The following is a 24,014-nucleotide window of genomic DNA, read 5'->3' on the forward strand; positions in this document are numbered from 1 at the left end:
TCATCAATTGATGAGGTTTTAAACTTATATTTTAAGAGATTTTTATTTTTTATTATTCTCTTTGTTTATATCTGCCATTAAATTTTTGGTATCTATTTCTACACTTTTAACTTCTTTTTTTGCATCAAAAGAATATGTTGGGTGAGCCCAAGCCCAATCCTTTATAATAGTTGCATTTGTTGGTTTTTCACCACGCATCATTTGTAAAGGAATGTAAATACTTTCTGTTGAGCCATCAACATAGGTTACTTCTAAATCTATAGGCATTGGCATTTCGCCAATACGTTGTAAAGTTACTGTATTACCATTAATACTTTTTACACCATAATCTATTGTATTTGTCGTCATAGTCCAATCTGTTAAGTACCATTCTAATTCTAAATTAGATACTTTTTCGGCAACACGAATAAAATCGTTTGGTGTTGGGTGTTTAAAAGCCCAATCTATAAAATATTGTTTTAAGGTTTGTTTTAAATTTTCTTCACCAATAATATATCCTAATTGAGATAAAAATACAGAACCTTTGTTGTATGCAGCAATACTATAAGCCATATTAGTTTCAAAACGATCGGCATGTGTTGTTTGTGGTTTTTCTTTACCAGATTTTGCTAAATAATCGTAACCTCTATATGCACCTAAAGAAGGATTATCTGCATTCTTTTTAGTAATATAGTCCATTGCACGATCGCTAATATAGCTTGTAAAACCTTCGTCCATCCATTCGTGTTTAGCTTCGTTAGTAGCTAATAAAAATTGAAACCATGTATGTGCTAACTCGTGAGCTGTAACTCCCATTAAGCTACCAAATTTACGTTTTCCAGTAATTAAAGTACACATAGCATATTCCATACCACCATCTCCTCCTTGTATAACAGAGTATTGGTCGTAAGGATATTTACCTATATTTTCACTAAAATATTGCATCATTTCTACAGTTTTAGGCTGAAGATTTTTCCAATTTTCTAAGTTTTCTGCTGGTAAATCTTTTTTATAAAAAAAGTTTAATACTGGACCATTTGGTACTTGTACAGTATCGTGAATATAATCTGGATCTGCTGCCCAAGTAAAATCATGAACATTAGGAGCTTTAAAATGAAGTGTTTTTTTGTTACCATTCATTTCTGGATTGGGTTGAAGGTAGCCTGTACCACCAACAACATAATCCTTATCGATAGTTAATTTTAAATCAAAATCTCCCCAAACACCGTGAAACTCTCTACCAATATATGGATCTGCATGCCAGCCTTCAAAATCGTATTCTGCTAATTTAGGATACCACTGTGTCATTGAAAGTGCAACACCTTCTGCATTATTTCTACCAGAACGACGAATTTGTACAGGTACTTGAGCATTAAAAACCATATCGAAAGTTACACTTTCTCCTGGTTGAATAGGTTTATTTAATGTTACTTCTAGAATTGTACCAACAGTTTCATGTTTTACTGCAGTTCCATTTTGTTTTAAATCGCTAACATTTATATAACCAATTTCGTTAGGCTTTAGCGTGCTAATTCTACTTTGCTTTTCTCCATTAACTTCTGTTACCATTCTAGAATCAGGATCTACTATAGACTGTAATCTAGCATCCATTTCGCTTCCTGGTTGAAAAGCATTAAAATATAAATGATAAAAGACTTTTTTTAATACATCTGGAGAATTATTTGTGTATACTAGGTTTTGTTTTCCTTGATATTGAAAGTTATTAACATCCATATCAATTTCCATTTTATAATCTACATGTTGTTGCCAATAAGTAGATTTATTAGAAGTGGTATTTGTACTAGTTTGATTTGATATTGGAGTAGATACACTTTTAGATGAGCCGCAACCCATTAAAAATAATGAAGCTGAAAGGCTAAATAGAAGAACTTTTTTCATTTTAATTTATTTTAAACAAAAAAACCTCAGTAACTTTTGGCTACTGAGGTTTTTTTAAAATTATTAATTATTTAGATAATTGCGATGCCATAATTAATGCATTGTAAGCATTAACCATTTTTCCAGATTTTGATAGTGTTCCAAAATCTCTAACATCTTCTCCGTTTCCACCAACAACAACTTTAGTGTTAATTGCTAAACCAGAATCTAAAATTACTTGTTTTACTTGTGCAGCAGTTAGTTTTGGATATTGAGACCAAACTAAAGCAGCAACTCCAGCAACAGCAGGAGAGGCCATAGATGTACCACTAATTGCTTTATATTCATTCTCTGGGTATGTAGAATATATTTGTGCTCCTGGAGCAAAAACATCTACATTTTGTTTTCCGTAGTTAGAAAAACCTGCAACCATACCAGTTCCGTATTTAGGAGCTAAAGCACCAACACGAATGTAAGTATTACCTACTTCTACATAGTTTACATTATCGTCTGGAAAGTTAGGTTCTGTATCTACGTCTTTTCCATCGTTTCCTGCAGCATGAACAAAAACAACGTTGTTATCACTAGCATATTTAATAGCTTCTCTTACCCAATCCGCATGAGGTGAAAAACTCTTACCAAAACTTCCGTTAATAACTTTTGCTCCATTATCTACTGCATAACGTATTGCTTTTGCAACATCTTTATCGTACTCATCTCCATTAGGTACTGCACGAATACTCATAATTTCAACATTATTAGCAACACCATTTGCTCCTAAGCCGTTGTTACGCTCTGCAGCAATAATTCCAGCTACGTGAGTTCCATGGCTTTCAGATTTTTTTACTGGCATTACATTAGCGTTACCATAACCTGGTTTATCGTTAAAATCGTCTGGGTTATCTCCAGTAGTTCTTCCGTTAAAATCTTTATTTAAGTTAAAAGCAACTTGATCTCCGTAATAATCTAATCCGCCTTGAACTTGTTCAAGTACTGCTGGTAAAGAAGGAGCTCCACGCCCAAACATACTTGTAGCAGTATCTGCTGCAGCTTTTAAAGTTGCATCATCTGTAGTAATGGCAGCAACTTCTTTAGATGTATAATCTTCTTTATTAAAGTGAGCTGTTAATGTTTTATGAGCATCATTTACAGAGTTATAAATACCTTCGTATTGTTGTTTACCTGCTAATGCTTTAGCATAATCTGTATCGTATTTTGCTTTAGCTTCTGCATATCTTGGCGCATTTGTATCTCCGCTTGCAACTAAACGTATATACTCTAATTGCTCATCGTATCCATCTCCTAAAAAGTTCCAACCATGTATATCGTCTACATAACCGTTTTTATCATCATCAATTCCATTTCCAGGAATTTCTTTTTTATTAGTCCAAAGTACACCATCTAAATCTTCATGACTAATGTCTATACCAGAATCAATTACAGCAACAATAATTTTTTGTCCTTTATTACCTTTAATAATCTCAGAATATGCTTTATCAACACTCATTCCTGGAATAGTATCCTTTGCAAGGTCAAGGTGTCCCCAGTTTTTAGCTTCAGCATCTGTTAATTCAGCTTCTTTTAAAGGAGAGCTATCTATGTTTTCTACTGGAGTAGTTAAAATTGGTGCTCCACCACCACAGCTTGATAAAATAGCTGCCGAAAATACTGAAAACAATAGTGTTTTATTAATTAGTTTCATTTTTTATAAGTATTTATTTAGTTGTTATATATTAAAAATGTCTTTACAAGAAAAAGTGTCTTTTAAACGCACTCCTTTTTCTGTATGTTGCACAGTTATAAGTTCGTTATGTGCATCGTGCTCCAAAAATAAGTAATAATTATTATCTGCCGCTAAATTGAGGAATTTTTCTTTTTCGTCTAATGTCAATAGAGGTCTTGTGTCATAACCCATTACAAAAGGTAAAGGCAAGTGACCAACAGTTGGTAATAAATCTGCCATAAAACAAATAGTTTTCCCTTTATAATTTAGCATAGGAATCATTTGTTTTTCGGTATGCCCATTAGCAAAGAAAATATCGAATCCTAGATCAGAGTTTTTTAAAATATCTTCTGAAGTGTTTTGTGGTAATTTAGTAAATTTTAAATGTCCGCTTTCTTCCATTGGCAAAATATTTTCTTTTAAAAATGATGCAACTTCTCTACGATTAGGCTGTGTTGCCCATTGCCAATGATTTTTATTACTCCAAAAATTAGCGTTTTTAAAAGCGGGTTCTAAAAGTGTTCTGTCTTTATTGTATTGTATAGAACCACCACAATGATCGAAGTGTAAATGCGTCATGAAAACGTCTGTAATATCATCACGATGAAAACCATATTTTGCTAAAGATTTATCAATAGTATCGTCTCCCCAAAGATGGTAGTAACCATAAAATTTTTCACTTTGTTTGTTTCCCATTCCTGTATCTATTAAAATAAGACGTTTTCCATCTTCAATTAATAAACAACGAGCAGCAATATCAATCATGTTATTGCTATCTGCTGGATTGGTTCTTGTCCATAAAGATTTAGGTACAACACCAAACATAGCGCCACCATCAAGTTTAAAATTACCTGCGTTAATAGGATATAAATTCATAGCTGCAAATTATGAAAAATGTAAGGATTGTAAGTAAACGTTAAGTTTTTATTAAGAATTTAATTGTTATAATTAACCTAGTAAAATTGTATCGTTTTAATTTATTTATACTTGCTAAGTGATTACGAGTTAATTTAATGCTTATTAAATTACAAAATGATAAATAAGTGTTGTTTTTAAGGAAACTTAAAAAAGTTTTAAAAAAATTGAAGATAGATTTTTTCGTAGTACCTTACAAGCATTCAAGTAATCTTGGAAGTTTTACATAATTAATTTAAATATTTTTAATTTAGCATTTTTAACAACTAACCAATTGTATATGGTAGAATTAGGAGGTATTATTATTTTAGGAATTTTGGCTCAATGGGTCGCATGGAAATTTAAAATTCCAGCTATTTTACCATTAATTTTAATAGGTCTGTTAGTAGGACCAATAGCGGCAGAATTTTTAAGTGATGATGGTACCAAATGGATTGAACCAATTTGGAATGGAGAAGAAGGTTTATTTCCTGGAGAAAGCCTCTTTTATTTTGTTTCACTCGCCATAAGTATCATTCTTTTTGAAGGAGGTTTAACTTTAAAAATGGGAGAAATAAAAAATGTTGCTCCTGCAATTACTAAACTAATTTCTATAGGTTCTATAGTTACTTTTTTTGCAGCTGGAGCTTCAGCACATTATATTTTTGATTTAAGTTGGAAAATTTCATTTTTATTTTCTGCATTAATAATAGTAACAGGACCAACAGTAATAACACCAATTTTAAGAAATATTCCATTAAAAAAAGATGTATCGGCAGTATTAAAATGGGAAGGTATTTTAATAGATCCAATTGGTGCATTAGTAGCCGTTTTAGTTTTTGAGTTTATAAGTGTTGATGCAGGAGGAGAATTTACAAAAACTGCATTTATAGAGTTTGGTAAAATTGTTCTTTTTGGAGCCACTTTTGGTTTTACATTTGCTCATGGATTAAATTTTATTTTAAACAAAAAGTTAGTTCCGCATTATTTAATGAATGTATTCACTTTAGCCACGGTGCTAGGTGTTTTTGTATTATCCGATGTTTTTGCACACGAATCAGGTTTATTAGCTGTTGTGGTTATGGGAATGGTTTTAGGTAATTCTAAATCTCCACACCTTAAAGATATATTATACTTTAAAGAATCTTTAAGTGTATTATTAATTTCTATTCTATTTATATTATTGGCTGCAAATATTAATATGGAAGAGCTATATTTAATTTTTAGCTGGAACACAGTATTATTATTTGCTATTATTGTTTTTATAATTAGACCTTTAGGCGTATTTTTAAGTACCTATGGTTCATCATTAAAATTCAACGAAAAACTATTTATTAGTTGGGTAGGACCAAGAGGAATTGTAGCAGCAGGTATTGCTTCTTTATTTGGTTTAAAACTAGCTAAAGAAGGTATTACTGGTGCAGAATATATTACGCCTTTAGTATTTGTAATAGTTTTAGGGACTGTATTATTAAATGCAACTACTGCTCGATTATTTGCAAAAATAGTTGGCGTGTTTTTAACAAAATCTAATGGTATTTTAATTGTAGGAGCTTCAAAGGTTTCAAGGTTATTAGGACATTTTTTAGAATCTAATGGAAGACATGTTGTATTAATAGATAGTAATCAAAGCAATATAAATAAAGCTAAAGAACTGGGTTTAGAAGCTTTTACAACAAATATCTATTCAGATAATTTAATGGATAATATAGAATTAAATGATGTAGGATATTTAATGGCATTAACTGGAAGTTCAGATATAAATCAATATGCAATTAACAAATTTAGTAAGCAATTTGGTGAAAATGGAGCGTTTAGACTAGTTACCACAGATGAGATGAATGATATGTCTAAAAACCCTAAAGAAGGTTTATTTAGCCATACCGACGATTATAACACATTAACAAACGTTACTAGAAAGTATCCAAGCATTCAAGAAATTGAATTAAAAGATAAAGAGCATTACGATAGTTTAATAGAGATATGTAATAATGATAAAGAAATAATTCCGCTTTTTATTAAAAACAGCAATGGAGAATTTGAGATAATTTCATCTTACAATAAAGATATACAATCTATAGACGAAAACTCACTACTTGTTTATTTAGGAAAACCTTTTGATGTTGAAGTTGTAGCAAACGAAGAAGTTTAAAAGATAATTTAATGTATTTAAAATAAAAAAACCTTCAGTGAAAACTGAAGGTTTTTTTATACTATAAACTCAAATTAATCATTCAACTTTAAAACAGCCATAAATGCTTGTTGAGGTATTTCTACATTACCAACTTGGCGCATACGTTTTTTTCCTTTTTTCTGCTTTTCTAATAGCTTACGTTTACGTGAAATATCACCACCGTAACATTTTGCTGTTACATCTTTACGTAATGCTTTTACCGTTTCACGAGCAATAATTTTTGCTCCAATAGCAGCTTGAATTGGAATATCGAATTGTTGACGTGGTATTAATTCTTTAAGTTTTTCTGTCATTTTTTTACCAATTGTATGTGCATTATCTGCATGAATTAATGCAGAAAGTGCATCTACAGGTTGTGCATTTAATAATACATCTAAACGTACAAGTTTTGATGTTTTCATACCAATTGGAGAATAATCGAAAGAAGCATAACCTTTAGAAACGGTTTTAAGTCTATCGTAAAAATCGAAAACAATTTCTGCTAAAGGCATATCGAAAGTTAGCTCAACACGTTCTGGTGTTAAGTAGGTTTGATTAGTAATCATACCACGTTTTTCGATACACAAACTCATTACGTTACCAACAAAATCAGACTTTGTAATTATTGTTGCTTTAATAAAAGGTTCTTCAACCCTATTAATCATAGTAGTTTCCGGTAAATCGCTTGGGTTATTTACAATTAAAGGAACATCTGGTTCTTTATTAGTATAGGCGTAGTACGATACGTTTGGTACAGTAGTAATAACTGTCATGTCAAACTCACGCTCTAAGCGCTCTTGTATAATTTCCATGTGTAACATTCCTAAAAATCCACAACGGAAACCAAAACCTAAAGCTGCAGAACTTTCTGGTTGGAAAACTAAAGAAGCATCATTTAACTGTAGCTTTTCCATAGAGTTTCTAAGCTCTTCGTAATCTTCTGTATCTACAGGATAAATACCAGCAAAAACCATTGGTTTTACATCTTCAAAACCTTCAATTACATTTGTTGTTGGGTTTGCAAAATCTGTAATAGTATCTCCTACTTTAACTTCTTTTGCAGCTTTAATACCTGTAATTAAATAACCAACATCTCCTGTTTTTACACTTTGTTTAGCAACTTGGTTGAGTTTTAAAGTACCAACTTCGTCTGCAAAATATTCTTTATCTGTGGCAACAAATTTAATTTTTTGTCCTTTTTTAATTTCGCCATTAAATACTCTAAAATAAGTTTCAATACCTCTAAATGTATTGTAAACCGAATCGAAAATTAAGGCTTGTAATGGTGCATCTGGATCTCCTTTTGGAGCAGGAACACGCTCAATAATTGCTTTTAAAATATTTTCAACTCCAAAACCAGTTTTACCACTTGCATGGATAACTTCTTCTGGGTCACAACCTAAAAGATCTACAATATCATCGGTTACTTCTTCTGGATTTGCACTTGGTAAATCTACCTTATTAAGTACAGGTATAATTTCTAAATCATTTTCTAAAGCTAAATATAAGTTAGAAATGGTTTGTGCTTGTATACTTTGTGCTGCATCTACAATTAATAAAGCACCTTCGCAAGCAGCAATAGATCTAGAAACTTCGTAAGAAAAATCTACGTGACCTGGCGTATCGATTAAATTTAAAACGTAGTGTTCGCCATCTAAAACATAGTCCATTTGTATGGCGTGCGATTTTATGGTAATACCACGTTCGCGCTCTAAGTCCATACTATCTAAAAGTTGAGCTTGTTGTTCACGAGCAGTTACAGAGCCTGTTACATCGAGTAAACGATCGGCAAGTGTACTTTTTCCGTGATCTATATGTGCAATAATGCAAAAGTTTCTAATATTCTTCATAATCTATGTGCTCTTAATAAAAGCAAGAGTTTGCAAATATAAGGCAAAAATTGGCGATTTTTCTAGTTTTTATTGGTAATACAAATACCTAAAATTTACGGTTTTTACCGTAATAATTTTAAAAAAACAATCATTATATTGCATCCTATCTTAATTTTACAAATGAAATATTTTTTATACGCCCTGCTTTTCCTTTCTTCTTCTAAAATTATTGCACAGGAATTTACAGTATCTGGAACGTTATTAGATGAGCAAAGTCAAACTATACCTTATGCAAATATTTTAATTTTAAATGAATCTGGAGCACTAGTTACAGGTAAAACAACAGCTGAAGATGGTAGTTTTATTTTTACAAATGTAGAAGCTAATAATTATACTTTAAGCGTGTCTTTTATGGGTTTCGAAACTTTTACTAAAGAATTTAAACTTTCTTCTAATAAGAGTTTTGGATCTATTGTATTAAAAGAAAATTCAGAAACCTTAGATGAAGTTAATCTTGTGTCTGCAAAACCTACTTTAAATAAAGAATCCGATCGTTTAATATTTAATGTTGCTAATACGGCTTTAAGCGAAGGAAGTTTATTAGAAGTATTGCGTAACACTCCAGGAGTTTTAATTTTAAATAATGCTATAACTGTAAAAAATACTGTACCAACAGTTTATATTAATGATAAAAAAGTAAACCTTTCTGCCACCGAAATTACTCAGCTTTTAGAAAACTCTCCTGCAAATACTATTAAAAAAGTAGAAGTTATAACAAATCCACCAGCAAAATATGATGCCGAAAGCGGAGCCGTTTTAAATATTGTTATGACTAGAAACTTAATTACTGGTTATCGTGGTAATGTGTATGGTAATTATACACAAGGTGTTTTTCCTAGATATAATGCTGGTATAAATCAGTTTTATAAAACAAATAAAATAAACGTAAATTTAAATTACAGTTTTACACAAAGTAAAATTAATAGAGAGAATGATAACAGTGTTAATTATCTTGATAATTCAGGTAGTTTAGATGAAAAATGGGAAACAAATAATAATAGAAATACAACTTCTAAAACACATAATGTTAATTTAAATTTCGATTATTTTCTAGACGATAGTAACACGTTAAGTTTTTCTGCAAATGGATTAATAGTTCCGTTTTTCGATTATAATATACATGGTCAAACATTAATTTTTGATAACACAAATACTCCAATTTATAATTTTAATTCTCTTAACCAATCTAATGACGATAAACATAACCTAGGTTTTAATTTAGACTTTGTACATCGTTTTAAAAACCATGGGAAACTAACATTTAATGCTCATTATACAGACTATAACTATAAGAGAGATCAAAATGTAAATAGCGAATATTTCTTTTCAAACAGCGTAGATAATTTTAATACTAGTTTTAATACAGTTAGCCATCAAGCTACAAATATTAAAACTTCTCAAATAGATTATATATTACCAGGAAATGATGGATCGGAATTTGCTATTGGAGTGAAGTCTTCAAACATAAATACAGATAGTGATATTACACAGTTCGATAATGATACCGTTACGGGTAATACAATTTTAAATGCAGAAAATTCTAATATTTATGATTATGAAGAGTCTATTTTTGCGGCATATACTAGTTACGATAAAACTTGGGGAAAATTGAATTTTAGAGGAGGCTTGAGACTTGAAAACACAAATATAGATGGGCTTTCTGTTTCTAATAATGTAGAGAACATGCAAAATTATTTAGAATTGTTCCCGACATTAAATTTAATGTATAGTTTAAAAGATAATTTAAGCCTTTATACCAATTATAACCGCAGTATTTCTAGACCAAGTTATCAATTATTAAATCCGTTTAATTTCTTTTTAAATGATAATACAGTTGTAACCGGTAACCCTAATTTGTTACCTTCATTTACAAATCACTATATTATAGGATCGCAGATAGGTTCGCGCTACACAGTAGAAGCATATTATAAAGATATATCTAATCAAATAAACGAAATTCCAAGACAGGATAATATTAATAATTTATTAATTTATTCTCCAACAAATATTGGTAATACAATAGAATTTGGATTTGATTTTATTACCTATTTTAATATAAAAGATAATTGGTCTGTTTATTTTGTAACCTCTTTGTATAATGTACAAGACGAGGCTTTTATAGATAACCAACATATTAAAATAGACCAATGGAGTAATTATACTATGTTAAATAATAATTTCTCGTTTTTAAAAGATAGATCGCTTAATGCTAATTTTACTTTAACTTATGTTGGTAAAAATCAACAAGGATTTCAAAAAGTAGATTCTCGTTTAGTATCAGACTTAACGTTTAGTAAATCTGTTTTTAAAAATAAAGGTACTTTGTCTTTAGCTTTTGCAGATTTGTTTAATAGTCAAGACTTTGGTGTAGTGTCTAAATTTGGAAATCAAAATAATAGAAACTATACAAATTTAGATAACCGTTATGTAAAGCTAGGTTTTAATTATAAGTTTGGTAACACTACTTTAAAAACAAATGAACGTACTAAAGAACTTAAAGAGCGTAGTAGGTTAGAGAAGTAAAAGCGTATATTTTAAAACAAAAAGGCATTAAATAGTATAAATATTTAATGCCTTTTTATGTTTTAAGAGAATATATTTAATCTTTCCACTCTGCAATAAACAAGTTTGTATCACGTCCACCTCCATTATTTCTGTTAGACGAAAAGGCTAGTTTTTTACCATCGTTAGAAAATACAGGAAAAGCATCAAAAGTTTCACTATGCGTAACACGTTCAAGGTTTTTACCATCAATATCAATTAAATATAGATTAAAAGGGAAACCACGCTCTGCTTCAAAGTTAGAAGAAAATAACACTTTTTCTCCACTTGGATGAAAAAATGGACTCCAATTGGCATTACCTAAATCTGTTAATTGGCGTAAATCGCTTCCATCTGCATTACAAATATAAAGTTCCATATCTGTTGGTTCTACTAAACCTTCAGCTAATAAATCTTTATAATCTTTAATTTCTTTTTCAGTTTTTGGTCTAGAAGAACGGAAAATAATTTTGGTACCATCTGGAGAGAAAAATGCACCTCCATCGTAACCTAATTCATCTGTAATTTGTTTAACATCACTACCATCAATATTCATGGTATATAATTCTAAATCACCACTTCTAGTAGATGTAAATACAATTTTATCTCCTTTTGGAGAAACTGTTGGCTCAGCATCGTAACCTTTTTCATTGGTTAATTGTTTTACAATATTACCATCTAAATCAGCAACAAAAATGTCGAAAGTATCGTAAACTGGCCAAATATATTTTCCATTTTTACGTAATGGTGTGTCTGGGCAATTTTCGTTTGCTAAATGTGTAGATGCGTAAATAATATGTTTGTTATCTGGCATAAAATAAGAACAAGTTGTTCTACCTTTTCCTGTGCTTACCATTGGAGGTGCAATACTGTCGAAAGTATCGTTAGCATTCATTAAAAACATTTGGTCACAGCTAACATTCCATTTAGTATAGTTAGATTGAAAAACTAGCTGCTTATCGTCAAAACTCCAATAAGCTTCGGCATTATCGCCACCAAAAGTAACTTGGCGCAAGCTTTTAAAATGAGTTTCTTCAGGATATATTAAAGGATTGTTTGATTCTGCTTTTTCTAATACAGTTTCTGTTTTTTCAGTTTCATTTTTCACTTCATTTTTACAAGAAAAAAAAAGTATTGAGGTAAGTAATAAATAGAATATAGGTGTTTTCATCCTTTGCTTTAATAAATGGCATTTAATGCCTAATTTTGTACAAAACTAATATTCTTATTATGAAATACATAATCACTTCACTTTTTTTAATGTCTTTAATGGCTTGTAAAACAGAAACAGATGAAAGTATTAAAACAATTTCAATAAAAGATGATGTTACTTTTTTGGCTTCCGATGCTTTAGAAGGTAGACAAACTGGAAGTAATGGAGAACAAAAAGCAGCTGCTTATATTGCAGAAAGATTTAAAAATATAGGATTACAAGAGAAAGGTACAGAAGGCTATTTTCAGTCATTTTCATTTCGCCCAAAAACAGATCCACACCAAGAAGTTAATTATACTGTAAAAGATGGTGATAGTACAATAACAGGAACAAATGTTATAGGCTTTATAGATAACAATGCAGAGAATACAATTATAATTGGTGCACATTACGACCACTTAGGTTTAGGCGCAGAAGGTTCTTTACATAGAGGAGAAACAGCTATACACAATGGAGCAGATGATAATGCGAGTGGAGTTGCAGTACTTTTAAATTTAGCCAATAGATTAAAAGGAAAAAATATAAATAACAATTATTTATTTATGGCTTTCTCTGGAGAGGAAATGGGATTATTAGGTTCTAATTATTTTGTAAAAAATCCAACTATCGATACTAAAAAAATAGATTACATGATTAATATGGATATGGTAGGACGCCTAAAAGCAGATAGCACATTAGCTGTGTATGGTGTTGGCACGTCTCCTATTTTAAAACAAACAATTACTTCTAACAATTCTAACTTTAAATTGGTAGTTAAAGAGTCTGGTGTTGGGCCAAGTGATCATACTTCTTTTTATAACGCAGAAATCCCTGTACTTCATTTTTTTACAGGTCAGCATGAAGATTACCATAAGCCAAGTGATGATACCGAGAAGTTAAATTATGAAGGTATGCAAACCATTTCAAATTATATTTTTGAAATAATAACAGACCTAGACAATAACGGAAAATTACCTTTTAGAGAAACTAAAAATGAAAGTAGTGAGGTTCCAAAATTTGAAGTAGGTTTAGGTGTTACACCAGACTATTTGTACGATGGTAAAGGTATGCGTATAGATGGTACAAGATCTAATACTCCAGCTACAAATGCAGGAATTAAAAAAGGAGATATTGTAATTAAAATTGGTGATAACGATATTACAGACATGATGAGTTATATGAAAGCTTTATCGACTTTTAAAAAAGGAAACACTACGAAAGTAACCGTAAAAAGAGGTGAAGAATTAATAGAAACAGAAGTTACGTTTTAATGTGTGGCTTTATTTTTTAGTTTTTTAAAGTATTTTGAATTTTATACCATTATACTTCCACAAATTCCTAAACTTACAAGTACATAAACTACAGCAAGAATAAATAGTACTTTTGCTGCTTTTTTACTCTTTTTTAAAAGAATAAGACCAATAATAGCAAGTAAAATAGCTGGCCCAAACATTATGGCAATTATTAAAATTATAATACCTTCGTAACCTCCACCACTGGTTGCTTCCAACAAAAATGTTTTCATAATTATATCTCGTTTCTAAGTTCTTCTAATCGTTCTTTTTTATCATCGCGATAAAATAAATTCATGGTTTCAAAAGGAATTATTTTATTGTCTTTATCCACAATATGTACACACGATTTTTTTATAGCGCGAACATCAAAATTATAAGCGTCTATAAATTGCATAATAATAACTCTAAATAAGTTGTCGTAACCTAAGTTAGGCGCATCAATATTAGGTAAACAACACATAATAGATTTTAAATTTTCTTCGGCAACTTCTACAGAGTTTCCTGTACTAAAGAGTTCTATCATTTTATCTTGTAGCTGCTCGTCTTGCTCATAAATAATAGTGTTTTTACTGTTATCTAGTAAATCTGTTGGGTTTATATAGCGTGTTAAAGGAAAAACTTCTTCACCTAATTTAAGCGCATAACCCATAACTAAAGCATCTGGATTACATGGTACAGGAATAAGGTCGTCGCTATTAAAAATTGAGGTTTGTTCCATTATTTTTCGTCTAACCTCGGTAAGTGTCATTCGGTCTGTTTCGGGATTAAAATTATCTAATCTTCCTGCAATTTGTGTTGGTTGTAGTGTAACACCACGACAACATTTTTGTTTTAAAGCATAATCAATAATTTTTCCAATTTCGTTATCATTTAATCCTTTTTGAAGTGTTACAACTAATGTTGTTGAGAGGTTAACAGAGTTTAAATTTTTAATCGCTTGTTTACGTATAGTATTTAAATCGGCACCACGAAGTTCTCTAAGTACACTGTTTTCAAACGAATCAAATTGTAAATAAATTTCAAAATCTGGAGCGTAGGTTTTTAGTCTTTCCGCGAAAGCGAGATCTTTTGCAATTTTTATACCGTTTGTATTAAGCATTAAATGCCTTATTGGTAAGGATTTTGCATAATCCATAATTTCCCAAAACTGTGGATGTATTGTTGGCTCTCCGCCAGAAATTTGCACAACGTCTGGTTCTTTTTCATTAGCTACAATGGTATCAAGCATAGCTTTAATTTCGTCTAAAGTTCTATGTCTTCCATAAGTAGGTGAGGAACCTGCATAGCAAGTTGGGCAAGTTAAATTACAACGGTCTGTAACTTCTATAACGGTTAAGCAAGAATGCTGTTCGTGGTCTGGACACAAACCACAATCGTAAGGGCAACCATAATGTGTTTTGGTGTTAAACTTGTATGGTGTTTCGCTTGGTTTATTATAGTTTCTTATGTTTTTATAGTACTCAATATCGTCTGCAATAAGTACCTTGCTATTGCCGTGCTCATTACAGCGTTTTAACATGTAAACTTTTTCATTTTCAAAAACTATTTTGGCATCAACGCGTCGTAAACATTCTGGGCATAAGCTTAGTGTAAAATCGTAATACGTATATTTTCTAACGGGCATTTTTTATTTTTTGAAAGATGAATTTATAATAATACAACCAACAAATTACACATAAAATTTGAATGCTACTTAGTCCTAATACATAAAACACATTTGGTTTTAAAAACTCAATACAAAAACGAAAGCCAAAATAACTTAACATGAAAACTTTAAACAAGTCTCCATTTTTTAAAGTAGCCTTTTTTTGAAGGTATTTTAAAAAAACAAATAAGAGTATTAAAAAAAACAATTCGTATAAAGAAGTTGGGTGCCTAAGTAAACCATCGCCTAAATTCATACCGAAAATTGATGAGGTTTCTTTACCATAAGTAAACTCTTTTACGCCAGATAAAAAGCAACCAATACGACCAATAAAAATGCCTAATAGTATAGGAAAAACAAATAAATCTCCAGAGGAATGTGTTTCGCCAATGTATTTTTTAGCTAATTCAACACCAAGTAATCCGCCAAACAATCCGCCCATTATGGTTTTTGTGTTTAGAAGGTTTAAAATATTTGCTTGAGTCCAATTTACAAATGGATTTTCAAGTAAGCCAACCAAACGAGAACCAATTAAAGCACCAATTGCAGCACCTAATATTATAGACAACCTGTTGCTTCCAGAAATAACATCAATACTATGTTTTCTTAAATAAACATAATAGCGAAAAGCAATAAAAAAAGCCAAGTACTCTAAAACAAGATGTATATTTATGTTGTAACCTAAAATTACGGGTTCAAATGGAATTTGCAAGATTATTTTTTTTATAAATATATTAGAAATTTTATTTCAAAGCTTATAGTTTTTAAAACCTATAAGGTCCTTTTATAAAGAATTAGAGAAAAAGCATTAATTTTGCCACAAAATTGAACACTTTGGTAAAAATAGATAACATAGAACTTCCAGATTTTCCATTGCTTTTAGCACCAATGGAAGATGTAAGCGATCCACCATTTCGAGCATTATGCAAAGAGCAAGGTGCAGATGTTGTTTATACCGAGTTTGTAAGTAGTGAAGGTTTAATACGTAATGCTGCAAAAAGCGTTATGAAGCTTGACATTTACGAAAAAGAAAGACCTGTTGGTATTCAAATTTTTGGTGCTAATATGGATAGTATGCTAGAAACTATAGATATTGTTTCTGCATCTAAACCAGATATTATAGATATTAATTTTGGTTGTCCAGTAAAAAAGGTTGTAAGTAAAGGTGCAGGAGCAGGTATTTTAAAAGATGTCTGTTTAATGGAGAAACTTACTGCCGAAATGGTTAAACGTACCAATATTCCTATTACTGTTAAAACACGTTTAGGTTGGGATCACGATTCTATTAAAATTGTTGAGGTTGCCGAACGTTTACAAGACGTAGGCTGTAAAGCTATTGCAATTCACGGTAGAACCAGAGCTCAAATGTATAAAGGTGAAGCCGATTGGAAACCTATTGCTCAAGTAAAAAACAATCCAAGAATGCATATTCCTGTATTTGGTAATGGCGATGTTACTTCTCCAGAACGCGCAATGGAAATGCGAGACGATTACGGTTTAGATGGTTGTATGATTGGTAGAGCTACAATTGGGAATCCATGGTTTTTTAAACAAGTGAAACACTTTTTTGAAACAGGAGAGCATTATAGACCAATTACTATGCAAGAACGCGTAGAAGCAGCCAGAAGGCATTTACAAATGTCTATAGATTGGAAAGGTGAAGTACTTGGTGTTTTTGAAACCAGAAGGCATTACACAAACTATTTTAAGGGAATTCCACATTTTAAAGAATATCGTATGAAAATGGTAACAAGTGACGACTCAAAAGATGTGTTTGCTGCTTTTGATGAGGTTTTAGAAAAATTTGGCGATTTTCAATTTACAGAATAATGACTTCTAATTATTCTTTTTAATTAAAACTAAAAAAATATGTGCGCTGCAAAAAGGATTAAATGGTGTGTTTATTTTCCTTTTTAAGTTAGTAGAGAAATATTTTAATGAGTTTAATAATTAGGCGAGTCTCTTAAAATACTATCCTGTTTTAACCATATTTTTAGAAATTCTAGTAGAAGCTATTTTTGATGCTATTAAACCTAAGACAGTAATAGTAACAAAAACAATAAGCATATTTTCTAATTTTATAGAAAGAGGATACGGTAAGGTTTGTGTAATGTAAACTTTTAAATACTCTGGACCATATACTTGGTTTAATGAAACTAAATAGCCAAGAAATAAACCTATTAAAGATCCAATAATTGTCATTGCTGCACCTTGTATAAAAAATATTCTTCTAATATCCTTTAGTGTTGCTCCTATACTATAAAGTGTAGTTAGTGTTTTTTTCTTATCTAAAATCATCATTATTATTGAGCCAATAACATTAAATATTAAAATAATAGAGACTAACGTCAATAATAAATACACTAGAAGATTTTCGGTATTTAACATTTTGTTTAACGCATCGTTTAACTGCGCAGTATTTTTTAATGTAATATTATCTCCTAAAACAGATTGAATTTGGGTTTTTATACTGTCTTCGTTTGCTCCTTTTTTTAACCTAAATTCAATGTTTGTAATTTGATTTTTATTAAAACTAAGCAATTGTTGTGCAGCTTCTAAACTTGAAAAAATATAAGAATCGTCTAATTGTTCGTTTACAGTAAAAACACCAACATTTACAGTTTCTATTTGATTAAAAGCCTGGTTTAACGAGGTAATTTGTCCTTTTCCTGGTTTAGGTACTAATAAAGTAATACGTTTTCCATAATCTAATAAACCTATATTTAAACTATTAGAAACACCATAACCTACTACAACTTGATTTGTTTTATCTGTTAACCAGCTGCCTTTCCATAAAATAGAATCTAAAACATAAACTTTATTATAATTTGCATCAACACCTTTAATAATTAAAGGTTGTTTTTTATCATCAAAAGAAGAGATAACTCGTTCTTCTATAACTTTAGAGAAACTTGCTATACCTTGAATGTCTTGAAGCTGTTTTTCTTGAATAGAATCTAAAACAAAAGATTTGCCAATGGTAGCTTCGGCTTTTAAATCTGGATCAATTACTGTTGTAAATTCAAGAGTAAAATCTCTAAGGCCAGCAAAACCAGATAACACTACAAATAAAGATGCAGAACCTATTATAATACCGGCAATAGCAATATATGTTATAAAATTTATAGCATTATTAGTGCTTTTAGAGCGTAAATAACGTTTTGCTATATAAAGAGAAAAGCTCAAAAGAATTTTAAGATTTTTTACGTTTTCCTAGAAGATCAGGATCTTTTAAAGGATTATCAATTCCTTTTAAAGACTGTTCAATTTTATCAATATGCTCCAAAGAGTCATCCACAAAAAAGTAAAGTTGTGGCATTCTACGTAATTGGTTTTTTGTACGTTGAGCTAATTCATGACGAATAAAAGGTTGGTTAGATTTTATACCTTCAACCAATTCCTTTGCTTTATCATTAGGAAAAATACTTAAATATACTTTTGCTACAGATAAATCTACAGTTACCGAAACTTTTGATACCGATATTATAACACCACGCATACCGCCTTGAGTAGCTGCCGTTTGTAAAATATCTACTAGATCACGTTGTAAAACCGATCCTATTTTTTTTTGTCTTTGACTTTCTTCTGTTTTCATCTGTTGTATTAATTCAAAGCTTTATTAAATTGCTTTGAAATGCAAAAATACGCTTTTTAAATATTATAGTATTTTTGAAAGCAAAATTTGTACCTTTTTAAGTATAAATTACATTATATCTTTAAAAAATTAAATATGAATAAAATAGAACATATAGGTATTGCCGTAAAAAGTTTAAAAAATTCAAACGAATTATTTAATAAACTCTTTGGAAAACCACATTATAAAATTGAAGAAGTAAAATCTGAAGGTGTAAATACATCTTTTTTTCAAGTAGGAGAAAATAAAATTGAATTGTTAGAAGCAACTAAAGATGACAGTCCAATTGCTAAATTTATAGAAAAAAAAGGAGAAGGAATCCACCATATCGCTTTTGATGTTGATGATATTGTTGCTGAAATTGAAAGACTTAAGTCTGAAGGTTTCATTGTTTTAAATGAAAAACCAAAAAAAGGAGCAGATAATAAATTAGTTGCTTTTTTACACCCTAAATCGTCTAATGGAGTGCTTATTGAGCTCTGTCAAGAAATAAAATAAGAAATAAAGAAATAAATTCTTGTGGTCTTTTAAAAATAATATTAGATTTGCAGACCAATTTTGGTCCCATAGCTCAGTTGGTTAGAGCACCTGACTCATAATCAGGTGGTCCTTGGTTCGAGCCCAAGTGGGACCACTTAAAAATTGTAAAGCCTTTCAAGAGATTGAAAGGCTTTTTTGTTTTTAAAACTGTATTCTTTTTTTAAACAGATAATACCTTATATTTAGAGCTTAAATACTAACTAAATATATTTTTAAAATGAAAAAAGGAGTTTTTTTACTGCTAATAGCTGCCGTCTCTGCCTTAGGAGGTTTACTATTTGGATACGACACAGGTGTAATTAATGGAGCACAGTTTTATTTAACAGAATACTTTAATTTAAGTGATGCTCTAAAAGGATGGGTTGTTGGTAGTGCTCTTTTAGGTTGTTTTATTGGCGCTATTATAGCCGGTCCATTAAGTATAAAAATTGGAAGAAAATGGTCGTTAATAATTTCAGCTATATTTTTCTCTCTATCTGCTTATGGTTCTGGCTTACCAGAAATATTCCCTCAGTCTGTAAGCATGTTAGTATTTTTTAGAATAATAGGAGGCTTAGGTATTGGTGTAGCATCAATGAATGCGCCAATGTACATTGCAGAAATTGCACCGTCAAATATTAGAGGACGAATGGTTACTTATTACCAGTTAGCAATCGTAATTGGTTTTTTTGTTGTATTTCTTGCAACATACTACATAGGAAAAGATTTAACAATAGAAGAGAATATAGCTTTTGGGTGGCGCCAAATGTTTTGGTCAGAGTTAGTGCCAAGTTTAATGTTTTTAATTTTATTATTCTTTGTACCAAAAAGTCCAAGGTGGCTGGCTTTAAAAGGAAATGATGATGAAGCATTGGTTGTTTTAAAAAAAATAAATGAAGATGAAAAAGATGCTTTAAAAGAAATAGACCTTATTAAAAAATCTATAAATGAAGATAATGATGGCGTTAAGGTAAGTTACTTCTCTAAAGCTATTTTTGTAATAATAGCAATTGGTACAGTACTTTCAATGCTTCAACAGTTTACAGGTATTAATGCTGTATTATACTATGGAGCAGATATTTTTGAAAAAGCATTAGGTTTTGGTAAAGAAGATGTGTTAGCGCAACAAATATTATTAGCATTTGTAAATTTAGTTTTCACATTTGTAGCGATGTTTACAGTAGATAAATTTGGTAGAAAACCTTTACTTTATATAGGTTCTATAGGAATGATAGTTGGATTTTTACTCTTAGGAGTTAGTTTACAACAAGAAAATGTTGGTATGGTTTCATTAATTGGTGTACTTATGTTTATCGCTTCATTTGCACTATCTATGGGTCCTGTAGTTTGGGTTTTACTATCAGAAATGTTTCCAAATAAAATACGAAGCGTAGCTATGTCTGTAGCTGTTGCTGCACAATGGGCAGCAAACTATATAGTATCACAATCTTTTCCTGTAGTAATGGGAAGTGAAACTAATAATAGTGCTCCTTGGAATGGTTCGTTACCGTACTTTATATTTATTGCTTTTATATTAATTATTGTATTTGTAACCTACAAATTTATACCAGAAACAAAAGGCAAATCTCTTGAAGAGATTGAAGGTTTTTGGAAATAAAAAACTAAATAGAACCCAAAAGATTTTTTAATTAAAAACTTTTGGGTTTTGTTCTCTTTCCTTTTTTATTAAACTGTTAAACTATCCTTTTTTAAGCATTTTATCGAAAATAAATACCGTTTATAGATATTTTTTAATCGAATATGTAGTCAAAAATTTTGTTTAGAAGGTTTTTTTTATACATTTACAGCCTGAAATTATGATACAAGATAAAAAAACAATTGCCTCAACCTTATTTGTATTAATAAGTTTTGTATGCTCAGCCCAAACACCTCCGCCTCCGCCATCAGGTCCAGGGCCGGTTGGTTTACCATTACCAATAGATAATGGAATACTTGTATTATTAGGAGCTGGCTTAATATTTGGTATTTATAAAATATACCATCTTAGAAAAAAGCATATTTAAATTATTTATTTAATGCGTTTAATCTAGAAACGTATTTTCCAATAACATCAAATTCTAAATTTACAGTAGAGCCAATTTTAAAATTTTTAAAATTAGTATGCTCATGTGTGTATGGTATTATTGCTACACTAAACTCACTTCTTTTAGAATTTACAACTGTTAAGCTAACACCGTTTACGGTTATAGAGCCTTTTTCTATAGTAATATTATTAAGCGAAGAGTCATATTTAAAAGTATATAACCAACTCCCATTAGTTTCTTTTATATTAGTGCATTCTGCAGTTTGGTCAACATGTCCTTGTACAATATGTCCATCTAGTCTATCTCCCAATTTCATAGCGCGCTCTAAATTTATAACATCGCCAATATTTAATTTTCCAATATTAGTTTTGTTTAGAGTTTCTTTAATAGCTGTAACAGTGTAGCAATCGTCTATAATTTCAATTACTGTTAAACAAACACCATTATGTGCAACGCTTTGATCTATCTTTAGTTCCTTAGAGATATTACTTTTTACAGTAATATTTAAATTTTCTAATTCATAATTAAGATTTGTAACATAACCTAAGGTTTCAATAATTCCTGTAAACATACTTTTTACTATATTATTTGGTTAAATTTGCGAGTGTAAAATTACGAACAATAGTTAGCATTATTAATGAAGAGAGAAGAAAAAATAATAGTAGGTATCTCTATAGGAGATTTAAACGGTATAGGTTCTGAAATTGTATTAAAAATATTTGAAGACAATAGAATGTTGGATTTTTTTACTCCAGTTATTTTTGCCTCTACCAAAACAATGTCTTTTGTTAAAAACCATTTTAAATTAAATATAAATTTAAATGGAATTAACAATGTAAAAGAAATTATACATGGAAAGGTAAATATTGTTAATTGCTGGAAAGAGAACGTACATATTAATTTTGGTAAACAAGATGTAAAAATAGGTGAATATGCAATAAAGTCTTTAGAAGCAGCAACCCAATCTTTAAAGGAAGGTACTATAGATGTATTAGTTACAGCACCAATTAATAAAAGCAATATACAATCTGAAACTTTTAAATTTCCTGGCCATACAGATTATTTGGCAAAAGAATTAGAAGGAGATAGTTTAATGTTTATGGTAACAAACACGTTAAGAGTTGGTTTATTAACAGACCATGTGCCTGTAAAAGATGTGTCTAGTCATATATCTTCAGAATTAATTACAAAAAAAATAGAGACAGTATATAACTCGTTAAAAAAAGATTTTAGAATAAATAAACCAAGAATTGCTGTTTTAGGAATTAATCCTCACAATGGTGATAATGGAGTTATAGGAAACGAAGATGATGTTGTAATGCGTCCAACATTGCAAAAAATTAAAGAAAGCGGCAAGCTAGTTTTTGGACCATATGCAGCAGATAGTTTTTTTGGTAGCGATAATTATAAAAATTTCGATGCAATAATAGCCTCTTATCACGATCAAGGTCTAATACCATTTAAAACCTTATCTTTTGGGCAAGGAGTAAATTTTACAGCAGGATTAAATAAAGTAAGAACCTCTCCAGATCATGGAACAGCCTATGAAATAGCAGGAAAAGGTGAAGCAGATACAAGTTCTTTTAAAGAAGCAATATTTACAGCTGTAAGTATTTTTAATAATAGAAATGAATTTATAGAGCTAAATAAAAATCCGCTTGCTATTAGTAAAAGAAAGAGATTTGACGAGAGAAAATACGAATCTAAAAAGAAGTAAACAAAAAATTGTTAATAAGTCTGTTCAATAAATAAATATTTGTATATTTGCAGGCTCAAAAGAGATGTGATAATGAAGCCATTGAAAGAGTTTACAATACCATTTGTAGGACTAAAAGTAGGAAAACATCATTTTGATTACGAAATTGACAATAAGTTCTTTGAGTATTTTGAGTATGATGACTTTAATAGTAGTAATTTAAAAGTAGATGTTGAATTAGAAAAGAAAACAACACTTTTAGAACTACATTTTGAAGTATCTGGTACAGTTAATATAAATTGTGATGTAACAAACGAACCTTATAATCAACCATTAAATAATGAGTTTGATTTAGTTGTTAAGTTTGGAGAGGAATATAATGATGAAAATATAGATATATTAATCATTCCTCATGGAGAATACGAAATTAATATACAACAATATGTATACGAATTAATTGTATTAGCAATGCCAACAAAAAGAGTTCATCCAGGAGTTGAAGATGGAACATTAGATTCAGACATACTTAAAAAATTAGAAGAATTAAGTCCTAAAGAAAAGGATATAAAAGAAGACCAAGAGGAAATAGATCCTCGGTGGAATACATTAAAGAAACTATTAACGGATAAATAAAAAAATAAAATGGCACATCCAAAAAGAAAAATCTCGAAAACAAGAAGAGATAAGAGAAGAACACATTATAAAGCAACTGCGCCACAGGTTGCAACTTGCCCAACAACAGGTGAGCCGCATTTATACCATAGAGCACATTGGTTTGAAGGTAAACTTTACTATAGAGGTCAAGTTTTAATTGACAATGCAGTAGCAGAAGAAAATATCGCATAATTTATTATGCGTGCATACAGAAAACGCTCCCTCGTGAGCGTTTTTTTTATGATATATTTTTC

21 protein-coding genes and 1 tRNA gene are annotated in these 24,014 nt (G+C 30.3%); 11 read left to right on the forward strand and 11 right to left on the reverse strand.

The genetic code is table 11. From position 1 onward, the window contains the following. Positions 1 to 42: 42 nt before the first annotated feature. The 3 genes from BWR22_RS01040 to BWR22_RS01050 all read right to left on the reverse strand — a co-directional run bounded on the left by BWR22_RS01040 (position 43) and on the right by BWR22_RS01050 (position 4,456). Complete coding sequence (locus BWR22_RS01040; RefSeq protein ID WP_076731592.1) at positions 43 to 1,878, reverse strand: M1 family metallopeptidase; 1,836 nt, start codon at positions 1,876 to 1,878, stop codon at positions 43 to 45. A gap of 67 nt (positions 1,879 to 1,945) precedes the next feature. Further along, positions 1,946 to 3,559 carry a S8 family peptidase gene (locus BWR22_RS01045; RefSeq protein WP_076731593.1) on the reverse strand — a complete coding sequence of 538 codons (1,614 nt, stop codon included), beginning with the start codon at positions 3,557 to 3,559 and terminating at the stop codon, positions 1,946 to 1,948. A 24-nt stretch (positions 3,560 to 3,583) separates the two neighbouring features. Further along, on the reverse strand, positions 3,584 to 4,456 hold the full coding sequence (locus BWR22_RS01050; RefSeq protein WP_076731594.1) for an MBL fold metallo-hydrolase: 873 nt from the start codon (positions 4,454 to 4,456) through the stop codon (positions 3,584 to 3,586). Positions 4,457 to 4,775: 319 nt separating this feature from the next. Between BWR22_RS01050 and BWR22_RS01055 the strand changes: the two genes are divergently transcribed. Next, positions 4,776 to 6,626, forward strand: a complete 1,851-nt coding sequence (locus BWR22_RS01055) for a cation:proton antiporter (RefSeq protein WP_076731595.1) — start codon at positions 4,776 to 4,778, stop codon at positions 6,624 to 6,626. A 74-nt stretch (positions 6,627 to 6,700) separates the two neighbouring features. On the opposite strand, the gene lepA is transcribed toward BWR22_RS01055, so the two are convergent. After that, positions 6,701 to 8,497 (reverse strand): translation elongation factor 4, encoded by a 1,797-nt coding sequence (lepA, locus tag BWR22_RS01060; RefSeq protein WP_076731596.1) that lies wholly within the window; start codon positions 8,495 to 8,497, stop codon positions 6,701 to 6,703. 162 nt (positions 8,498 to 8,659) lie between these two features. Between lepA and BWR22_RS01065 the strand changes: the two genes are divergently transcribed. Next, positions 8,660 to 11,062 (forward strand): TonB-dependent receptor domain-containing protein, encoded by a 2,403-nt coding sequence (locus BWR22_RS01065; RefSeq protein ID WP_076731597.1) that lies wholly within the window; start codon positions 8,660 to 8,662, stop codon positions 11,060 to 11,062. 76 nt (positions 11,063 to 11,138) lie between these two features. On the opposite strand, the gene BWR22_RS01070 is transcribed toward BWR22_RS01065, so the two are convergent. Then, on the reverse strand, positions 11,139 to 12,251 hold the full coding sequence (locus tag BWR22_RS01070) for a TolB family protein (protein WP_076731598.1): 1,113 nt from the start codon (positions 12,249 to 12,251) through the stop codon (positions 11,139 to 11,141). Between the two features lie 59 nt (positions 12,252 to 12,310). On the opposite strand from BWR22_RS01070, the gene BWR22_RS01075 reads away from it, so the two are divergent. Next, positions 12,311 to 13,543, forward strand: a complete 1,233-nt coding sequence (locus BWR22_RS01075; protein WP_076731599.1) for a M28 family peptidase — start codon at positions 12,311 to 12,313, stop codon at positions 13,541 to 13,543. Between the two features lie 41 nt (positions 13,544 to 13,584). Here the strand turns inward: BWR22_RS01075 and BWR22_RS01080 are convergent, their stop codons facing one another. Genes BWR22_RS01080 through BWR22_RS01090 form a run of 3 tightly spaced genes read right to left on the reverse strand, consistent with a single transcriptional unit; the run spans position 13,585 to position 15,924 of the window. After that, positions 13,585 to 13,797, reverse strand: a complete 213-nt coding sequence (locus BWR22_RS01080; RefSeq protein WP_076731600.1) for a hypothetical protein — start codon at positions 13,795 to 13,797, stop codon at positions 13,585 to 13,587. 2 nt (positions 13,798 to 13,799) lie between these two features. Further along, a complete protein-coding gene (locus tag BWR22_RS01085) occupies positions 13,800 to 15,191 on the reverse strand; it encodes a radical SAM protein (protein WP_076731601.1) in 1,392 nt (463 codons plus the stop codon). Beyond that, positions 15,181 to 15,924, reverse strand: coding sequence for a prolipoprotein diacylglyceryl transferase family protein (locus BWR22_RS01090; protein WP_076731602.1), 744 nt, complete (start codon positions 15,922 to 15,924; stop codon positions 15,181 to 15,183). The genes BWR22_RS01085 and BWR22_RS01090 overlap by 11 nt, the downstream gene beginning before the upstream one ends. Before the next feature lie 122 nt (positions 15,925 to 16,046). Between BWR22_RS01090 and dusB the strand changes: the two genes are divergently transcribed. Further along, positions 16,047 to 17,042 (forward strand): tRNA dihydrouridine synthase DusB, encoded by a 996-nt coding sequence (gene dusB, locus BWR22_RS01095; RefSeq protein WP_076731603.1) that lies wholly within the window; start codon positions 16,047 to 16,049, stop codon positions 17,040 to 17,042. A gap of 141 nt (positions 17,043 to 17,183) precedes the next feature. Here dusB and BWR22_RS01100 read toward each other — a convergent pair whose 3' ends face one another. Together BWR22_RS01100 and rbfA are read right to left on the reverse strand one after the other, a co-directional pair. Then, the gene (locus tag BWR22_RS01100) at positions 17,184 to 18,398 is read right to left on the reverse strand and encodes an ABC transporter permease (RefSeq protein WP_076731604.1); all 1,215 of its coding nucleotides are present in this window, start codon (positions 18,396 to 18,398) and stop codon (positions 17,184 to 17,186) included. 7 nt (positions 18,399 to 18,405) lie between these two features. Next, complete coding sequence (gene rbfA, locus BWR22_RS01105; RefSeq protein ID WP_076731605.1) at positions 18,406 to 18,807, reverse strand: 30S ribosome-binding factor RbfA; 402 nt, start codon at positions 18,805 to 18,807, stop codon at positions 18,406 to 18,408. Between the two features lie 135 nt (positions 18,808 to 18,942). Between rbfA and mce the strand changes: the two genes are divergently transcribed. The 4 genes from mce to BWR22_RS01125 all read left to right on the forward strand — a co-directional run bounded on the left by mce (position 18,943) and on the right by BWR22_RS01125 (position 21,389). Then, positions 18,943 to 19,344: a methylmalonyl-CoA epimerase gene (gene mce, locus BWR22_RS01110; protein WP_076731606.1), complete on the forward strand. Its 402-nt coding sequence runs from the start codon at positions 18,943 to 18,945 to the stop codon at positions 19,342 to 19,344. Positions 19,345 to 19,406: 62 nt separating this feature from the next. Beyond that, positions 19,407 to 19,480: transfer RNA gene (locus tag BWR22_RS01115), tRNA-Ile, on the forward strand. Between the two features lie 123 nt (positions 19,481 to 19,603). Beyond that, the gene (locus BWR22_RS01120) at positions 19,604 to 20,983 is read left to right on the forward strand and encodes a sugar porter family MFS transporter (protein ID WP_076731607.1); all 1,380 of its coding nucleotides are present in this window, start codon (positions 19,604 to 19,606) and stop codon (positions 20,981 to 20,983) included. Positions 20,984 to 21,182: 199 nt separating this feature from the next. Then, entirely contained in the window at positions 21,183 to 21,389 is a 207-nt protein-coding gene (locus tag BWR22_RS01125; RefSeq protein WP_076731608.1) for a hypothetical protein, read from the forward strand. Between the two features lies 1 nt (position 21,390). Here BWR22_RS01125 and BWR22_RS01130 read toward each other — a convergent pair whose 3' ends face one another. Beyond that, on the reverse strand, positions 21,391 to 21,981 hold the full coding sequence (locus BWR22_RS01130; RefSeq protein WP_076731609.1) for a riboflavin synthase: 591 nt from the start codon (positions 21,979 to 21,981) through the stop codon (positions 21,391 to 21,393). 66 nt (positions 21,982 to 22,047) lie between these two features. Between BWR22_RS01130 and pdxA the strand changes: the two genes are divergently transcribed. The 3 genes from pdxA to rpmF all read left to right on the forward strand — a co-directional run bounded on the left by pdxA (position 22,048) and on the right by rpmF (position 23,952). Then, positions 22,048 to 23,127: a 4-hydroxythreonine-4-phosphate dehydrogenase PdxA gene (gene pdxA / locus BWR22_RS01135; RefSeq protein ID WP_076731610.1), complete on the forward strand. Its 1,080-nt coding sequence runs from the start codon at positions 22,048 to 22,050 to the stop codon at positions 23,125 to 23,127. 72 nt (positions 23,128 to 23,199) lie between these two features. Then, positions 23,200 to 23,739: a YceD family protein gene (locus tag BWR22_RS01140; RefSeq protein ID WP_076731611.1), complete on the forward strand. Its 540-nt coding sequence runs from the start codon at positions 23,200 to 23,202 to the stop codon at positions 23,737 to 23,739. Positions 23,740 to 23,748: 9 nt separating this feature from the next. Continuing rightward, positions 23,749 to 23,952 (forward strand): 50S ribosomal protein L32, encoded by a 204-nt coding sequence (rpmF, locus tag BWR22_RS01145; protein ID WP_013869593.1) that lies wholly within the window; start codon positions 23,749 to 23,751, stop codon positions 23,950 to 23,952. Positions 23,953 to 24,014 lie beyond the last annotated feature (62 nt).

Source organism: Lacinutrix venerupis (assembly GCF_001971745.1).
In the GTDB taxonomy this organism is placed as follows: Bacteria; Bacteroidota; Bacteroidia; order Flavobacteriales; family Flavobacteriaceae; genus Lacinutrix; species Lacinutrix venerupis.

Bases quoted from the DNA above. Each gene is read 5' to 3' on its own strand.
- BWR22_RS01040 (WP_076731592.1), bottom strand. From the start codon at position 1,878: ATGAAAAAAGTTCTTCTATTTAGCCTTTCAGCTTCATTATTTTTAATG.
- BWR22_RS01045 (WP_076731593.1), bottom strand. From the start codon at position 3,559: ATGAAACTAATTAATAAAACACTATTGTTTTCAGTATTTTCGGCAGCT.
- BWR22_RS01050 (WP_076731594.1), bottom strand. From the start codon at position 4,456: ATGAATTTATATCCTATTAACGCAGGTAATTTTAAACTTGATGGTGGC.
- BWR22_RS01055 (WP_076731595.1), top strand. From the start codon at position 4,776: ATGGTAGAATTAGGAGGTATTATTATTTTAGGAATTTTGGCTCAATGG.
- lepA (WP_076731596.1), bottom strand. From the start codon at position 8,497: ATGAAGAATATTAGAAACTTTTGCATTATTGCACATATAGATCACGGA.
- BWR22_RS01065 (WP_076731597.1), top strand. From the start codon at position 8,660: ATGAAATATTTTTTATACGCCCTGCTTTTCCTTTCTTCTTCTAAAATT.
- BWR22_RS01070 (WP_076731598.1), bottom strand. From the start codon at position 12,251: ATGAAAACACCTATATTCTATTTATTACTTACCTCAATACTTTTTTTT.
- BWR22_RS01075 (WP_076731599.1), top strand. From the start codon at position 12,311: ATGAAATACATAATCACTTCACTTTTTTTAATGTCTTTAATGGCTTGT.
- BWR22_RS01080 (WP_076731600.1), bottom strand. From the start codon at position 13,797: ATGAAAACATTTTTGTTGGAAGCAACCAGTGGTGGAGGTTACGAAGGT.
- BWR22_RS01085 (WP_076731601.1), bottom strand. From the start codon at position 15,191: ATGCCCGTTAGAAAATATACGTATTACGATTTTACACTAAGCTTATGC.
- rbfA (WP_076731605.1), bottom strand. From the start codon at position 18,807: ATGAAAACAGAAGAAAGTCAAAGACAAAAAAAAATAGGATCGGTTTTA.
- mce (WP_076731606.1), top strand. From the start codon at position 18,943: ATGAATAAAATAGAACATATAGGTATTGCCGTAAAAAGTTTAAAAAAT.
- BWR22_RS01120 (WP_076731607.1), top strand. From the start codon at position 19,604: ATGAAAAAAGGAGTTTTTTTACTGCTAATAGCTGCCGTCTCTGCCTTA.
- BWR22_RS01125 (WP_076731608.1), top strand. From the start codon at position 21,183: ATGATACAAGATAAAAAAACAATTGCCTCAACCTTATTTGTATTAATA.
- BWR22_RS01130 (WP_076731609.1), bottom strand. From the start codon at position 21,981: ATGTTTACAGGAATTATTGAAACCTTAGGTTATGTTACAAATCTTAAT.
- pdxA (WP_076731610.1), top strand. From the start codon at position 22,048: ATGAAGAGAGAAGAAAAAATAATAGTAGGTATCTCTATAGGAGATTTA.
- BWR22_RS01140 (WP_076731611.1), top strand. From the start codon at position 23,200: ATGAAGCCATTGAAAGAGTTTACAATACCATTTGTAGGACTAAAAGTA.
- rpmF (WP_013869593.1), top strand. From the start codon at position 23,749: ATGGCACATCCAAAAAGAAAAATCTCGAAAACAAGAAGAGATAAGAGA.